Source organism: Bradyrhizobium sp. BRP20 (assembly GCF_020194215.1).
Classification (GTDB): Bacteria; Pseudomonadota; Alphaproteobacteria; order Rhizobiales; family Xanthobacteraceae; genus Bradyrhizobium; species Bradyrhizobium yuanmingense.
In genome coordinates this window covers 24591-38474 of the sequence record NZ_JADYVY010000011.1, presented here as the reverse complement: position 1 = coordinate 38474, position 13884 = coordinate 24591, and the positions used below count along the sequence as shown (strand labels likewise).

General features: G+C 66.1%; 12 protein-coding genes. 3 read left to right on the top strand and 9 right to left on the bottom strand.

Translation table 11 applies throughout. The features are described 5' to 3' along the window. Positions 1-21 precede the first annotated feature (21 nt). Complete coding sequence (locus I6F33_RS24330; protein WP_057028767.1) at positions 22-375, top strand: hypothetical protein; 354 nt, start codon at positions 22-24, stop codon at positions 373-375. Between the two features lie 56 nt (positions 376-431). Here the strand turns inward: I6F33_RS24330 and I6F33_RS24325 are convergent, their stop codons facing one another. From I6F33_RS24325 to I6F33_RS24315, 3 genes are all read right to left on the bottom strand, one after another. Beyond that, entirely contained in the window at positions 432-701 is a 270-nt protein-coding gene (locus tag I6F33_RS24325; protein WP_225144345.1) for a hypothetical protein, read from the bottom strand. A gap of 192 nt (positions 702-893) precedes the next feature. After that, positions 894-2258 carry a cell wall metabolism sensor histidine kinase WalK gene (locus tag I6F33_RS24320; protein ID WP_225144344.1) on the bottom strand — a complete coding sequence of 455 codons (1365 nt, stop codon included), beginning with the start codon at positions 2256-2258 and terminating at the stop codon, positions 894-896. Beyond that, on the bottom strand, positions 2255-2935 hold the full coding sequence (locus tag I6F33_RS24315; RefSeq protein WP_036015597.1) for a response regulator transcription factor: 681 nt from the start codon (positions 2933-2935) through the stop codon (positions 2255-2257). Before I6F33_RS24315 ends, I6F33_RS24320 begins: the two co-directional genes overlap by 4 nt. 354 nt (positions 2936-3289) lie before the next feature. Here I6F33_RS24315 and I6F33_RS24310 point away from each other — a divergent pair, with 354 nt between their 5' ends. Beyond that, positions 3290-4177 (top strand): MipA/OmpV family protein, encoded by an 888-nt coding sequence (locus I6F33_RS24310; protein WP_225114190.1) that lies wholly within the window; start codon positions 3290-3292, stop codon positions 4175-4177. A 3-nt stretch (positions 4178-4180) separates the two neighbouring features. Continuing rightward, entirely contained in the window at positions 4181-4921 is a 741-nt protein-coding gene (locus tag I6F33_RS24305) for a hypothetical protein (RefSeq protein WP_036015600.1), read from the top strand. Positions 4922-4968: 47 nt separating this feature from the next. Here I6F33_RS24305 and garD read toward each other — a convergent pair whose 3' ends face one another. From garD to I6F33_RS24275, 6 genes are all read right to left on the bottom strand, one after another. Beyond that, positions 4969-6510, bottom strand: a complete 1542-nt coding sequence (gene garD / locus I6F33_RS24300; protein WP_225144343.1) for a galactarate dehydratase — start codon at positions 6508-6510, stop codon at positions 4969-4971. Positions 6511-6622: 112 nt separating this feature from the next. Beyond that, positions 6623-8071: an aldehyde dehydrogenase family protein gene (locus I6F33_RS24295; RefSeq protein WP_036044516.1), complete on the bottom strand. Its 1449-nt coding sequence runs from the start codon at positions 8069-8071 to the stop codon at positions 6623-6625. Between the two features lie 23 nt (positions 8072-8094). Beyond that, positions 8095-9453 carry a glucarate dehydratase gene (gudD, locus tag I6F33_RS24290; protein ID WP_109143165.1) on the bottom strand — a complete coding sequence of 453 codons (1359 nt, stop codon included), beginning with the start codon at positions 9451-9453 and terminating at the stop codon, positions 8095-8097. Positions 9454-9477: 24 nt separating this feature from the next. After that, a complete protein-coding gene (kdgD, locus tag I6F33_RS24285) occupies positions 9478-10422 on the bottom strand; it encodes a 5-dehydro-4-deoxyglucarate dehydratase (protein ID WP_225144342.1) in 945 nt (314 codons plus the stop codon). 123 nt (positions 10423-10545) lie between these two features. Next, positions 10546-11451: a LysR substrate-binding domain-containing protein gene (locus I6F33_RS24280; protein WP_036015611.1), complete on the bottom strand. Its 906-nt coding sequence runs from the start codon at positions 11449-11451 to the stop codon at positions 10546-10548. Between the two features lie 474 nt (positions 11452-11925). Beyond that, a complete protein-coding gene (locus I6F33_RS24275) occupies positions 11926-13872 on the bottom strand; it encodes a hypothetical protein (RefSeq protein ID WP_225144341.1) in 1947 nt (648 codons plus the stop codon). Between the last annotated feature and the right edge of the window lie 12 nt (positions 13873-13884).

The window sequence follows — 13884 nt, the reverse complement described above, 5'->3', positions numbered from 1 at the left end:
CACTTCGACCGCGGAGACCACATGAAACCTGCAAGACAGTGTGCCGCCGTGCTGCTGGGGCTGGCGGTTCTGACGCATGCGGCGCTGGCGCGCGACGACGGCCGCTTCGCCAACTCGCCCCTGAAACCCTGGTTCGAGAGTTTGCGTAGCGAGTTCGGGCTATGCTGCTCGGATGCGGACGGCTACGTCATCGCCGACGTCGATTGGGAGTCCGATCGCGGTCGCTACCGCGTGCGCATCGACGACGAGTGGGTCGTGGTGCCTGACGGCGCCGTGATCACCGTCCCGAACAAGATCGGCCGCACCATGGTGTGGAAGCACTATATCGACGGCCATCCGCGCGTGCGTTGCTTCATGCCGGGCAGCATGACATAGAGGCGCGTGGCATTCCGGCCGGCGCGGAGCGCCGAACCGGAGCGACAACGCCAAGCTTAGCGCGCCTGGTTGTTCGAACCCGCGCTCGCGAGCTGCTTGATCCGCGGCGACAGTACGGACACCTGCACGGGCGAGGCCGGCATGCCAGCGACGATCATCGCGGGGCTCGCAGACTGCTCCTCGACGCCGGCGCCGCCGAGCACCTGCACTTGCGTTGTCGTGATCGGAAACGACGTCACTTCATAGGAGGGAAGTTCGCTGGCGAACGCGGCGGCCGAGCTCGCAATCATGGCGCCGGCAACGGCAATCATCGAGAGAACACGCATGGGAGAATCTCCGTGGAAGATGTCAATCGGAGGTTTGGTCGCCGCGATGGCAGAACAGGTTCGCCCGTGCGCGAACATTCCCCTTGTCTTCGGCGCAGATATTGATTGCGTGATGCGAAGGGACGAAACGCGGAAGACGTTTTCCGCGCCAATGTTTCCGGACGGTTTCGCGAAAAGCGCCGATGCGCCCGTTCAATGCTCTTGCAGATTGAGCTGCGCAGATCTCGCCGGCCCCGCGGCCGCGGCAAAGCGCAGGCGCATCGTCGTGCCGTAGCCGGGCGCGGAAGCGACGACCAGCTCCCCGCCATGCGCCGCCATGATCTCGCGGACGATCGACAGGCCGAGACCGGCGCCTGCACCTGCGGCGTTGCCGGTCTGAAACGGCTCGGTCAGCCTGTGTTCGGCGCCGTCGGGCAGGCCCGCGCCATCATCGCGAATAGCCACGCCATCGCAGCCGATCGTGGCGACGATGCGCCGCGCGCCATGGGCGTGGATGAGCGCGTTGCCGACGAGATTGGCAAGTGCACTTCGGATCGCAGCGTCTACGCCCTGCACCACGAAGGGACCTCTTCCCTCGTGCTCGAGCGCAAGCTCGATGCCGGCGTCCAGCGCCGACGGGCTGAAATCGGCCAGCACGTCCAGCGTGATCTGGGCAAGATCGATCGGCCGCTTCTCGATCGCATGATTTTGCAATCGCGCCAGGTCCAGCATCGCGGAGACCAGCGAGGTCAGCCGGCGGACGTCGCGCACCAGCTCGGCCTTCAGGGCCGGCTCGGGCACGTCCTCGATCTTGGCGCGCAGCAGCGTCAGCGGCGTGCGAAGCTGATGGGCGGCATTGCCGAGGAAGCGGCGCTGCATCCTGATATAGGCGTCGATCTCGCCGAAAGCGCGGTTCAGCGCCTCGACCAGCGGCTTCAACTCGCGAGGGACCTCGGACAGCGATATCAAACCTTGCGGCGCCGAGGGGTCGATCGCGAGCGCGCGACGCGCCACCCGCTCGATGCTACGAGAGACGAAACGTGCGGCAAGCGCTGAACCGATGGCGACGGTCGCGGCAAAGGCCAGCGCCACCAAGGCGATCGAAAAGACCCTGCGGAGGAGAAAAGTCCTTGCAATCCGGCCAAAGCGAACCTGAGGCTCGCCGACCATCATCGCGAGCCGCAACGGGCCCCGTTGTACGGCGGAAAGACAGAAGGTGCTCTTCTGGTCGAGCGTGCTGAAAACGGACGAGCCGATGGGCCCGTGGTAGGGCAGCACGAAGGGAAGGGGAGGCCGGTGTTCGCTGCCGTACTCGCTGAGCAGGTCGCCCGCGGACACCACGTACCAGAGGTTTGGGCTGTCCAGCTTCAATTCCTCGAGCGCAGGAGTCGAGCGTATTATCAGTCTTTGCCCTTCGATCACCGTCGCGCGATCGAGAACGGCCGCTACGACCTGGCACGCCCTGAACTCGCGCTCCTCCGTCGGGTAACGCCATATGAAGAGGCCAAGCATGATCAGGAAGATCGTGGTGGCGGCGATACCGAGCGAGAACGCAAAGGTTCGGGCGATTGACTTCATCGCGGCGTTGCCAGCCGCAGGATGTAGCCGATGCCCCGCATGCTGCGGATCTCGACGTCGCCGCCGAGTTCGGCCAGTTTCTTGCGCAAGCGCGAGACCTGCGCCTCGAGCGTGTTGGACTCGATCTCGTCGTCGAAGCCGTAGATCTCCTCGATCAGGGCGGCGCGGGTGATGACGCGGTCGCGCCGCATCAGCAGCGCCCCCAGGATCAGCGCCTCGCGCCGGCGCAGCAGGATCCTGGTGTCGGCGACTACCGCCTCGTTGCTGCCGAGGTGCAACTCGACGTTGCCGAGCGACAGCACCGATGGGGCCAGCAGCCGAGGCCGGCGCAGCACCGCGCGCACGCGCGCAAGCAGCTCCTGCGGCTCGAACGGCTTGCCGAGATAATCGTCGGCCCCGCCATTGAGCCCTTCGACGACATCCTCCTTGGCGTCCTTGGACGTCAGCATGATGATTGCGGGCCGCTCCGCCGATTGGCTCAGGGCCGTGACCACCTGGAGCGCATCTCCGTCGGGTAGCATCCGGTCGACGATCGCCAGATCATACTTGAAATTGTTCAGTGCCTGGCGGGCATCGGCGATCGAGCCGACGAGGTCGACGATGCCGTGCAATTGCCCGAGCAGCCGGCTGACATAGGCGCCGATCTGTGGTTCGTCTTCGATCACGAGGGAGCGCACGCGGGTCGTCCTTGACTCTGCTGGGGCAACAAAACCCTGACCGTGACGCTCCCTGGCCGAATTCTGGCGCTTCGGCTCGTGCGCGAGGGTTCCCATAAAGGCGGCGAGCTTGGCGAATAAAAGGCAGGACCGAGTGAGTTCGCGGGTATGGCTCGTCACGTTTTTGAGGGCGTGATCGCGGCGGTGCAATGTTGGGGCAATGTTGATCCGGCGGGCGTGCCTGCCAGCGCCGGACATGGCCCTGGAAACATCTGATCGCACCTTGCAATCTTCGGGCAATTTAGCCGGACCAGATGCTGTGGCTCCTAACCACAACAGTCGACTCGGCCTGCAAGGCCGGTCCGGGGCCCCGCAATGAATGATTTCGAAGAAGCCGCTCTCCGCCTCACGGCGATTGTGCGGCGGACGACCGCCTGTCTCGCCGCACTCGGTGCGATTATGGCGACTGCGCCATCAGTCTCGGCGCAGACCGCCTTCACGCTGCCAGCGCCGCCATTGGAGCTGCCGATGCTGCCCTCGCCGTCGGGCAACTGGACCGTCATGGTCGGCATCGGCGGCGAATACAAGCCCGAGTTCGTCGGATCGAACAACGGAAGGTTTGCTCCGGTCCCGATCTTCTCCATCCGCCGCGCCGGATCAGTCGACCAGTTTCGCGGACCGCGCGACAGCACCAGCATCGCGCTGCTCGACATCGGCCATTTTCGCGCCGGCCCCGCGTTCAAATACGTCGCCTCAAGGAAGGCCGACAAATATGCCGAGCTGACCGGCCTTGGCAATGTCGACGCCGCCTATGAGCTCGGCGGCTTCGTGGAGTATTATCCGGTCGACTGGCTGCGCCTGCGCAGCGAGTTGCGCCAGGGCATGGGCGGCCATACCGGCACCGTCGCGGATGTATCTGCCGACGTCATCGTGCCGCTGATTCAAAGGCTGACGATCTCGGCCGGCCCGCGCTTCACCTGGAAGAGCACCAATGCCACTGCGCCGTATTTCGGCGTCGATGCCGTGCAGGCGCTGGCATCGGGGCTTCCGAGATACGATGCCAGAGGCGGTGCGCACTCGGTCGGTTTCGGCAGCCAGATCTCCTACCGCATCAACCCGCAGTGGGAGGTCCACGCCTATGTCGAGTACCAGAAGCTGCTCGGCGATGTCGCGGACAGCCCGCTGGTGAAGCTGCGGGGATCCTCTAACCAGACCACCGTCGGTCTCGGTGCGTCCTATTCGTTCGATTTCAGGATCCGATAGACCATGCGCGGCAAGATCATCCTAACTCTCGCCTGCGCGATCGCCAGCGTCGCGCTCGGTGCCGCCGCGGCGTTCGAGACGCGTGCCAGCCGGCTCCAGGCGATCAAGACCGTCGGTATCATCTCGGCGATCGGCGAGGAGATCAGCCTGACGCGAGCCGGCCTGACCGGGCTCGACAACGCCGCGCAGACCGCCTCGATCGGCGCATGGGGGCTGGACGAGCTGATCGTCCAGCAGGCAACGAAGCTGCTGAGCGGACGGTTTCATGTGCAGCCGGTGAGCTACCGGCGCGCGGCCTTCGCCGCGATCAGGGATTCGGCGGTCGCGCCGGTCAATCTGCTGCGGAGCGACCCGTTCAAGGAGCTGGTTCGCAGCGATGTCACGCCGCAGGGACTGGACGCATATATCGTCATCACCCGGGCGAGATCGAAGCTTGGAAACGGCCGCAACGTCGAGGGCGTCGGGTTCGCCGAATATCGGACGCTGCTTGCGGATTACGGACTGATCCACGCCTTGTACGAGGTTCGCATCATCGAGGGCAAGTCGTTCGACGTGATCGAGAAGAGGGTGGCCGCGCCGCTCGACAACACTGGCACGGTGCGGATCGCCGGCCCGAGCGGACCGATCGAAGCGACGTTCGAGGACGCGGGTTCGAGCGAACGGCTGCGTGCGGCGATCGCGAACCTCATCGTCCGAAGCCTGCCGCTCACGCTGGGCGACATGCACTTGATCGAGGGACAGTGACGGTTCTGTTTTGACGCGAACCGGGACCCACTTCGCTCGGAAACGCTTTAGGTCACCGGCGCGGGATTGAACAGCGTGAGGTCGTTGTGGATGCCCCAGCGGTCCGACCAGGGTTTGGTTCGGCCGCTGGCAACATCGAGGATCAGGCGGAACAGGTCCCAGCCGGTCTCCTGGATGGTCTTCTCGCCGGTTGCGATCTTGCCGGCGTCGAAGTCGATCAGGTCTTTCCAGCGCCGCGCGAGCTCGCTGCGCGTCGCGACCTTGATCACCGGTGCTGCCGCGAGGCCATAGGGCGTGCCACGGCCGGTGGTGAAAACTTGCAACGTCATGCCCGAGGCGAGCTGCAGCGTGCCGCAGATGAAGTCGGAGGCCGGCGTCGCGGCGAACAGCATGCCCTTCTGCGTCGCCTTCTCGCCGGGCGAGAGCACGCCGGTGATCGCGCTCGAGCCGGACTTGACGATCGAGCCGAGCGATTTCTCCACGATGTTGGCAAGGCCGCCCTTCTTGTTGCCGGGCGTGGTGTTGGCGCTGCGGTCGGCGCCGCCGCGGGCGAGATAGGAATCGTACCAAGCCATCTCGCGCACCAGCGCGCGGCCGACGTCCTCGTTGATGGCGCGGCGGGTGAGCAGCTGGATCGCGTCGCGCACTTCAGTCACTTCCGAGAACATCACGGTGGCGCCGGCGCGCACCAGGAGGTCCGCGGCGAAGCCGACGGCGGGATTGGCAGTGACGCCGGAGAAGGCATCGCTGCCGCCGCATTGCAGGCCGATCACAAGGTCGGACGCCGGGCAGGTCTCGCGCTTGCGGGTGTTGAGCACTTTGAGCCGCGCCTCGGCCTGGGTCATGATCGCCTCGACGATCGCACCAAAGCCGTCGAAAGCCTCGTCCTGCATGCGGATGATCGCGTCACCCACGCCTTCCGGCACCAGGCGTTCGGGTGCGAGCTTCTCGCAGCCGAGGCCGACAACGAGGATCTCGCCGCCGAAATTCGGGTTGAGCGCGAGGTTCTGCAGGGTGCGGATCGGCACCACCGCGTCGGGCGCGGTGATGGCGACGCCGCAGCCATAGGCGTGCGTCAGCGGCACGACGTCATCCACGTTCGGATATTTCGGCAGCAGCTCGGCGCGGATGCGCTTCACCGCATATTCCATCGTGCCTTTGACGCATTGCACGGAGGAGGAGATGCCGAGGATGTTCTTGGTGCCGACCGAACCGTCCGGATTGCGGTAGCCCTCGAAGGTGAAGCCTTCGAGCGGCGGCAGCGGTGCGGGGACGGCGGTCGAGATTTCGAGCTTGTCGAGGGCAGGGGCCTCCGGCATGCGGATGCGCGCCTCGTCCACCCATTCGCCGGCCAGGATCGGCGACAGCGCGTAGCCGATGATCTCGCCGTAGCGGACGATCGGTTCGCCTTCCGCGATGTCGACCAGCGCGGTCTTGTGTCCCTGCGGCACGAAGGCGCGCAACGTCAGGCCGCTGGCAAAGCGCGCGCCGGCGGGGAGCCCGAAATCATTGACCACGATCGCGACATTGTCGCGCTCGTTGAGCTTGATGTAGCGGGGCTGCTCTTTCGCTGCGACGTCCTGGTCCATCTGCGCTGCCTCAGAAGTCGTAGGGTGGGCAAAGGCGCAACGCGCCGTGCCCACCGTCCTCACACCGAGCGTAAGTGGTGGGCACGCTTCGCTTTGCCCACCCTACGATATCTCAGCCCGGATTGGTGTAAGCCGTCTTCACCGTGGTGTAGAACTCGCGCGCGTAGGAGCCCTGCTCACGGGCGCCGTAGCTCGAGCCCTTCCGGCCACCGAACGGCACGTGATAGTCGACGCCGGCAGTCGGCAGATTGACCATCACCATGCCGGACTCGCTATTGCGCTTGTAATGCGATGCGTATTTCAGGCTGGTGGTGCAGATGCCGGAGGCGAGGCCGAACTCGGTGTCGTTGGAGATGGCGAGCGCCTCTTCGTAATTCTTCGCACGAATGACGGCGGCGACCGGGCCAAAAATCTCCTCACGCGCGATGCGCATGTTGTTGTTGGCTTCGGTGAACAGCGCCGGCTGGAGATAGTGGCCGGGATTCTCGCGCTTTAGCAGCTCGCCGCCGAAGGCGAGCTTGGCGCCTTCGTCCTGGCCGATCTTGATGTAGCGGAGGTCCTGGTCGAGCTGGTTCTGGTCGACCACCGGGCCGATATGCACGCCGGCCTTGAGCGCATCGTCGACCGACAGGCTGTTCAGGCGCTCGGCCATGGCGGCGACGAAGCGGTCGTGGATGCCCTCGGTGACGATCAGGCGGGACGAGGCGGTGCAGCGCTGGCCGGTCGAGAAATAAGCGCCGTTGACGGCGACCTCGACGGCAGTCTTGAGGTCGGCGTCGTCGAGCACGACCAGCGGGTTCTTGCCGCCCATCTCGAGCTGGAACTTCTTCATGGGGTTCGAGAGCACGCAGGCCTGCGCGATCTTGCGTCCCGTCTGCACCGAGCCGGTGAAGGAGATCGCGGCGACGTCCGGATGCTCGAGCAGGGTCTGGCCGACCACCGAGCCGGAGCCGACGACGAGGTTGAACACGCCCGCGGGAATGCCGGAGCGGGTGATGATCTCGGACAGCGCATGCGCCGAGCCGGGCACCAGCTCGGCCGGCTTGAACACCACGGTGTTGCCGTAGCAGAGCGCAGGCGCGATCTTCCAGGCGGGGATCGCGATCGGGAAATTCCAGGGCGTGATCATGCCGACGACGCCGACCGGCTCACGGGTGAGCTCGACGTCGAGGCCGGGACGCACCGAGGCGCCCTTCTCGCCGATCAGGCGCAGCGCTTCGCCGGCGAAGAACGCGAAGATCTGGCCGGCGCGGGCGACCTCGCCGATGCCTTCGGGGAGGGTCTTGCCTTCCTCGCGCGCGAGTAGGCGGCCGAGCTCTTCCTTACGGGCGAGGATTTCAGTCGAGATCTTGTTGAGCGCGTCGTAGCGCGCCTGCGGGGTCGACTGCGCCCAGGCGGGGAAGGCGGCCTTCGCGGCGGCGATCGCCTTCTCGGTCTGCGCCTTGTCGGCCTTGGCGTATTCGCCGACGAGATCGTTGGTGTTGGAGGGATTGATGTTCCTGGTGACGCCGGAGCCGTCGACCCATTCGCCGCCGATGAAGTTCTTCAGGATCGCTGTCATCTTTTTCCTCCAGGGGAACGTTTCTAACGCACGAGGCAGGGACGCTTGTCGTCAAACGTCCAGCCGGGGATCAAGTCCTGCATGGCCATAGCGTCATCCCGCCCCCCAAGTCCATGCTTCTTGTAGAGCTCGTGCGCGGCCTCGATGGCGGGGCGGTCGATCTCGATGCCGAGGCCCGGGCGGTCCGGGACGGCGATCTTGCCACCCTTGATCTGGAGCGGCTCCTTCGTCAGCGCTTGACCGTCCTGCCAGATCCAGTGGGTGTCGATCGCGGTGACCTTGCCGGGGGCGGCGGCGCCGACATGGGTGAACATGGCAAGCGAAATGTCGAAATGGTTGTTGGAGTGCGAGCCCCAGGTCAGGCCGTTGTCACGGCAGGTCTGGGCCACGCGCACCGAGCCTTGCATGGTCCAGAAATGGGGATCGGCCAAAGGGATGTCCACGGCCCCGAGCCGCAGCGCATGGGAGAGCTGCCGCCAGTCCGTGGCGATCATGTTGGTGGCGGTCGGCAGGCCGGTGGCGCGGCGGAACTCGGCCATGATCTCGCGGCCGGAGAAGCCGGCCTCGGCGCCGCAGGGGTCCTCGGCATAAGCGAGGATGCCATGCATGCCCTTGCAGAGGCTGATCGCCTCATCGAGCGACCAGGCGCCGTTGGGGTCCAGCGTGACGCGCGCGCTGGGGAAGCGTTTTGCGATTGCGGTAACCGCCTCGATCTCCTGCTCGCCGCGGAGCACGCCGCCCTTGAGCTTGAAGTCGGCGAAGCCGTAATGGTCGTGGGTCGCCTCCGCAAGCCGCACCACGGCCTCTGGCGTCATCGCCTCCTGGTGGCGGAGGTTGAACCAGTCGGGCTTGGCGGTCTCGCCAGTGACGTAGTCGAGCTTCGACTTACGGCGGTCGCCAACGAAGAAGAGATAGCCGAGCGTCTCGACGCTGGTGCGCTGCTGGCCTTCGCCAAGCAGTGCTGCGACGGGCAGTCCGAGATGCTGGCCGAGCAGGTCGAGCAGCGCGGATTCGATCGCGGTGACCGCATGGATCATCACGCGAAGATCAAAGGTCTGCTTGCCGCGTCCGCCGACGTCGCGGTCGGCGAAGGCGGTACGGATATCGGCGAGGATGTTGTTCATCGCGCCGACCGTCTTTCCGATCACGAGGTCGCGCGCGTCCTGGAGCGTCTGCCAGATCTTCTGCCCGCCCGGCACCTCGCCGACGCCGGTGTGGCCGGCATTGTCGGTGAGGATGACGATGTTGCGGGTGAAGAACGGCGCATGCGCGCCGCTGAGGTTGAGGAGCATGCTGTCGCGGCCCGCGACCGGGATCACCTGCATCGCCGTGATAACAGGTGCTCCGGCGACTGACGCGCCGGAAATCTCAGTCTGGGCCATCGCAGGCTCCTCCCTGTCGTCTTGCTATTCTGCAGCCTGTTGTGACGATCGTGCGGCGGGCAGCTTCTGCACCAGTGCGGTTAGCTCCGCCATCTCCTGCTCGGTGAGATCAGTCAGCGGCGGACGGACGGGGCCGGAATCGCGGCCGATCACCTTCATGCCGGCCTTGATGATCGAGACCGCGTAACCCTTCTTGCGGTTGCGGATCGCGATCAGCGGCAGGATGAAATCCTTCAGGCCGGCCTGGATCGTGGCGTGGTCGCGCTTGCGCACCGCGGCGTAGAAGTTGGTGGCGAATTCCGGCACGAAGTTGAACACGGCCGAGGAATAGGTCGTCACGCCCATGTCGAGATAGGGCAGCGCGAAGGTCTCGGCGGTCGGAAGGCCGCCGACATAGGTGAGGCGGTCGCCGAGCTTGGTGTAGACGCGGGTCATCAGCTCGATGTCGCCGATGCCGTCCTTGTAGCCGACCAGGTTCGGGCAGCGCTCGGCAAGGCGCGCGAGCGTGTCCGGCTGGAGGATGGCGTTGTCACGGTTATAGACCATGACGCCGATCTTCACGGCGGCGCAGACCGCCTCGACATGGGCGGCAAGGCCTTCCTGCTCGGAATGGGTGAGGTAGGGCGGCAGCAGCAGGAGGCCGTCGGCGCCGGCCTTTTCCGCACCGATCGCGATCTCGCGGGCGATCGCGGTGCCGTAGCCGGTGCCGGCGAGCACGGGCACGCGGCCCTTGGTCTCGTCGACGGCGACCTTCACGACCTGCGGAACTTCTGATGGCGTCAGCGAGAAGAACTCGCCGGTGCCGCCCGCGGCGAAGAGACCTGCGACGTCATAACCGCACAGCCAGTCCATGTTGGCGCGATAGGTCGCCTCGTCGAAGGAGTAGTCCGCCCTGAACGGCGTGACGGGGAAGGACAGGAGGCCCGATCCGATCTTCTGGGCCATTTCCTGCGGGGTCATCTTGCTCATGGGCGCTCCCTTCTCGTGTTGCGGAGGACGCAAGCAGAGGCCGCACGTCCATGCGCCGTGGTTTAGGAGACCGTTCGATGCGCGTCCAAGCCAAAGCCTATATCGACCGATGCGGATTGAGCATCAATCCTCCGCCACCTCCGCGGAGGACAATTCGCCGGCGATCTTGACGAGCGCCGACAGCAGCGGGTTCTCGTCCTCGCGCCGCCACACCATGAACAGCTCGACCGGAACGCGCGTGCGCAGCTTCAGCGGACGCAGGCGGACGTCGGAGATCTTCAGGCTCGCCGCCGCCGCCGGCACGATGGCGAGGCCGAGGCCGGCGCGCACCATCGCGAGGATCGAGTGGATCTGGCTGAGATGCTGGACGTAGCGCGGCAGCACGTCGGCGCGGGTGAACAGCGCCACCAGGAGATCGTGGAAGTAGCGGCTCTCATAGGGCGAGTACATCACGAAGGGCTGGTCGTCGAAATCCTTGATGGTGATGCCGTCGGCATTCGCCAGCGGATGCTTCTTCGGGATCGCCGCGAGCAGCGGCTCGGCGACGACGCGGCGGCTGGCAAGCTCGGGCCGTGCGATCGGCGGCCGCAGCAGGCCGGCATCGATCTGGCCAGAAGTCAGAGCCTCGAACTGATCGCCCGATACCATCTCCTTCAGAGAGAAATCGACCTCCGGCAGCTTGGCGCGGCAGGCGGCGATGAGTTCGGGCAGGAAGCCATAGGCCGCGGCCGCGGTGAAGCCGACCTTCAGCGAGCCGGTCTTGCCGAGCGCGATGCGGCGGGCCACCTGCGAAGCGCTTTCGGCAAGCTTGAGGATGCGTCGCGCCTCCGGCAGGAAGCTGCGCCCGGCCGGGGTGAGGCGCACCGAGCGGCTGGTGCGCTCCAAGAGCGGCGCGTCGATGATGTGCTCGAGCACCTGGATCTGCCGGGACAGCGGCGGCTGCGTCATGTTGAGCCGCACGGCGGCGCGGCCGAAGTGCAATTCCTCCGCCACCGTGACGAAACAGCGGAGCTGGTTGAGGTCGAACATCGATACATGCCTTAGATGAATAAGGCGTTTCCCCGGCACTTCTAGCATCGATCACCCCCAAAACAAAGACGGCGGCCTTGTGGGCCGCCGTTGAGTTGCCTGGTCAAGCTCCCATGGGAGCCCTCAGGAGGAACAGGCTGACGCGAGACCGCCTTACGTCCGCTGCGGACGCCACTACGCTCATCACGCGCCACTCTTAGGCCTCGGCCGTTTGCCCGACACGAGTCCTAGAGGTGCGCGCGGCGAAGTGTCCAAGTTCAAGGCAGTATCGATCGATGCTGTTTTTGGATCGATGGAACGGCGAAGTGGGGGATGATCGGTGTTGGGAAACCCTATCAAACCACCGCTGTCATTCCCCGCGAAGGCGGGGAATCCAGTACGCAGCGGCGTCTCGATTCAATCACTGCTGTCACGGAGTACTGGATCGCCCGGTCAAGCCTGGCGATGACGGTGAGTGTGTGGAGACAGCGCGCGCTATTGCTGCGCGCTGGGCAGCAGCTGCGGCAGCAGTCCGCGCGTCACGTTCGGCGGCACGGCGTCGAGTCCGAGCACGGCGCTCGCCGCCGGCAGCGCCGCGTCGGCCATCGCGGCATGGCCCTCGGCGCTCGGATGCACCGCGCCGCCATAGACGGCGGAGAGCACGCCCCAGGCCGCATCGTGGATGTCGGTCGGCTGGCTCGCCGCCGGCAGGCCCTGCGGATAGGTCATCGCGGCGAAATAGCTGTCATTGGCGTCGCGGATCCAGCGCGCGCGGGGCAGGTAGGCGCGGTACTCCGAGGCGCCGCGGCCGCACAGCATCGGCTGGCTCGCCGCGCTGACGATGTCGGGATCGAAGCTCTGGCCGTTCGCGGCAAAGCAGCTGCGGTCGAATTCGGGATCGTTGCCGGAACGGGCGCAGAAGCCGTGCTCGGCGAACGCGGCCTGGTGCGCATCGACGAAGGTCATGCGGTCGGCTTCGGGATCGCGGCACAGCGCACCGCGGGTGCAGGTGGCGAGCCCCTTCAGCTGCGGCAGGAATTCGCTGTCGACGAAGGCGGAGACGCGGGAAAGGCGCTGCGGATCGGCATTGAAGGACGGGTGGATGTCAAAGCCGGCCCGGCCGCCGCGGCAGGGCGCGCCGCCGTCGGCGAGCGCAGGATTGGCATAGGAGACATAGACCACGTGCGAGAGGTCGCCGCCGACCAGCGGCTTCAGCGCCTCGCGCAGCTTGACGAAATTCTGCGGCAGCTCGCGCTGGAGCGCATCGCGGGAATCGTCGACGCTCGCCAACACGCCGGAGCGGCGGAACAGCGCGCGCTCGGTCGCGGTTTCGACGATGACGTCGGCGACGAGACCGGAGAAATAGACGTCGTTGGCACCGACCGAGAGCAGCACGAGGTCGAGCGTGCGATCGGGCTGGCGCTTCTTCGCCGCAGTGACGGCTTCCCGCAGCTCGGCGACTTGCGCGTTCACGCTGGTGTTGCAGACGCCGGTCTTGCCGGGCGGGCATTCGCGGGCGCGCTGCGAGCCGAGCAGCCCGTCGCCGATGCTGGCGCCGGTGCAGGCGAGCGGCAGGAAGGTCACGGCGATGTGGGTGTAGCGCACCGCGAGCGCCAGCGCGGTGCGCGCCTGATAGCTGTAGAGCGATCGATGGCACGGCGCATTGAACCAGAGCGCGCTGTAGCGTTGCCAGTTGGCGAGCGTATCCGGCGCCTCGCAGGCGCGGCCGCCCTTGAAGCCGTGGCGGCTCGGCCGGTAGTACTGCGCACCGGCGGTGCCGAGATAGGAGCGGAAGCAGAATCCTTCGTCCGACAGCGCCAGCGGCCGGTCCGGATTGCCTTCGCCGGAGGCGATGCTGTCGCCGAGACCTGCGATGAAGATGTCGCGGACCTGAATCTCGGTCTGGACCCGCTGGGTCGGATCGGAGCCGGCCGAGACATCGACGGTCGCAACCGTCGGCTTGCCGTAGCGGACGCGCAAATTGATCGGCTCGGCGCAGTCGAAGGTCGAGCTCTGCGGCCCGTCGCCGTCATCGAACGACCAGGCGCAGGTGGCGCCGACCGGCACCGCGCCGGTCAGGCGCACCGTCACGGGATGGTCGATCGGCGTGATGTAGTTCTCTTTGACATTATCGCGGGTGCAGGGCTGGTTGACCCGGCCCTGCAGGTCGATGCAGAGCCGGTTGACCATGTTGCGGGCCCAGCCGCGGCCCTCGCTCTGGAGCTCCAGGGACTGTTCGGCGGCCAGAATGCTGCGGTTGCGCGCGTTCTCGACATGGAGCAGGAAGTCGCGCTCCTCGCGGAATAGCCGGAAGCGGTTACGCACCTCCCAGCTGATCTGCATGGTGCCGGCGTCCTGCGCGGCGGCGCGCTCGGGCAAAGCAAGGATGCCGGCAAGCAGCACGGCGCCGGCCGAGAGGGTGCGAAGGAATACGGAAATCATGGCCCGCGTCTT

What these genes read in the sequence shown, in the direction of transcription:
- I6F33_RS24330 (WP_057028767.1), top strand. Translation starts at nt 22, where the DNA reads ATGAAACCTGCAAGACAGTGTGCCGCCGTGCTGCTGGGGCTGGCGGTT.
- I6F33_RS24325 (WP_225144345.1), bottom strand. Translation starts at nt 701, where the DNA reads ATGCGTGTTCTCTCGATGATTGCCGTTGCCGGCGCCATGATTGCGAGC.
- I6F33_RS24320 (WP_225144344.1), bottom strand. Translation starts at nt 2,258, where the DNA reads ATGAAGTCAATCGCCCGAACCTTTGCGTTCTCGCTCGGTATCGCCGCC.
- I6F33_RS24310 (WP_225114190.1), top strand. Translation starts at nt 3,290, where the DNA reads ATGAATGATTTCGAAGAAGCCGCTCTCCGCCTCACGGCGATTGTGCGG.
- I6F33_RS24305 (WP_036015600.1), top strand. Translation starts at nt 4,181, where the DNA reads ATGCGCGGCAAGATCATCCTAACTCTCGCCTGCGCGATCGCCAGCGTC.
- garD (WP_225144343.1), bottom strand. Translation starts at nt 6,510, where the DNA reads ATGGACCAGGACGTCGCAGCGAAAGAGCAGCCCCGCTACATCAAGCTC.
- I6F33_RS24295 (WP_036044516.1), bottom strand. Translation starts at nt 8,071, where the DNA reads ATGACAGCGATCCTGAAGAACTTCATCGGCGGCGAATGGGTCGACGGC.
- gudD (WP_109143165.1), bottom strand. Translation starts at nt 9,453, where the DNA reads ATGGCCCAGACTGAGATTTCCGGCGCGTCAGTCGCCGGAGCACCTGTT.
- kdgD (WP_225144342.1), bottom strand. Translation starts at nt 10,422, where the DNA reads ATGAGCAAGATGACCCCGCAGGAAATGGCCCAGAAGATCGGATCGGGC.
- I6F33_RS24280 (WP_036015611.1), bottom strand. Translation starts at nt 11,451, where the DNA reads ATGTTCGACCTCAACCAGCTCCGCTGTTTCGTCACGGTGGCGGAGGAA.
- I6F33_RS24275 (WP_225144341.1), bottom strand. Translation starts at nt 13,872, where the DNA reads ATGATTTCCGTATTCCTTCGCACCCTCTCGGCCGGCGCCGTGCTGCTT.